This is a genomic window from Streptococcus mitis (assembly GCF_003944325.1).
GTDB lineage: Bacteria > Bacillota > Bacilli > Lactobacillales > Streptococcaceae > Streptococcus > Streptococcus mitis_CW.
This window is the reverse complement of the sequence record NZ_RJPX01000108.1, coordinates 1-660: the sequence shown is the minus strand read 5'-3', so window position 1 is coordinate 660 and position 660 is coordinate 1. Positions and strand designations below refer to the sequence as shown.

Annotated in this window: 1 pseudogene; it reads right to left on the bottom strand. The window is 42.7% G+C overall.

The features are described from left to right. Positions 1-660 (bottom strand): annotated as a pseudogene (locus tag D8787_RS11625) (hypothetical protein); the annotation flags it as partial.

Below are 660 nucleotides of genomic sequence, written 5' to 3'. Positions count from 1 at the left end.
TCTGCTACCTTAGCTTTTTCTGCTTCAGTCAAGTTGCTTGGATCTACAACTGGTGTTACCGCTGGATCCTTAACTGCATTATCTGATGATTTCTTAACTGCCTTACCTGATGGAATAACGGCTGTTGTGCCATCTGGGAAGGTTACGGTTGCTGTGCCATCTTTACCAACCTTAACATCTGTTACTGTTGGGTTTGATTTCTTAACTTCATCTGCTACCTTAGCTTTGTCTGCTTCAGTCAAGTTGCTTGGATCTACAACTGGTGTTACCGCTGGATCCTTAACTGCGTTATCTGATGATTTCTTAACTGTATCACCTGATGGAATAACGGCTGTTGTGCCATCAGGGAATGTAACTGTGGTTGTACCATCTTTGCCAACCTTAACATCTGTTACTGTTGGGTTTGATTTCTTAACTTCATCTGCTACCTTAGCTTTGTCTGCTTCAGTCAAGTTGCTTGGATCTACAACTGGTGTTACCGCTGGATCCTTAACTGCATTATCTGATGATTTCTTAACTGCCTTACCTGATGGAATAACGGCTGTTGTGCCATCTGGGAAGGTTACGGTTGCTGTGCCATCTTTACCAACCTTAACATCTGTTACTGTTGGGTTTGATTTCTTAACTGCGTCTGCTACCTTAGCTTTTTCTGCTTCAGTC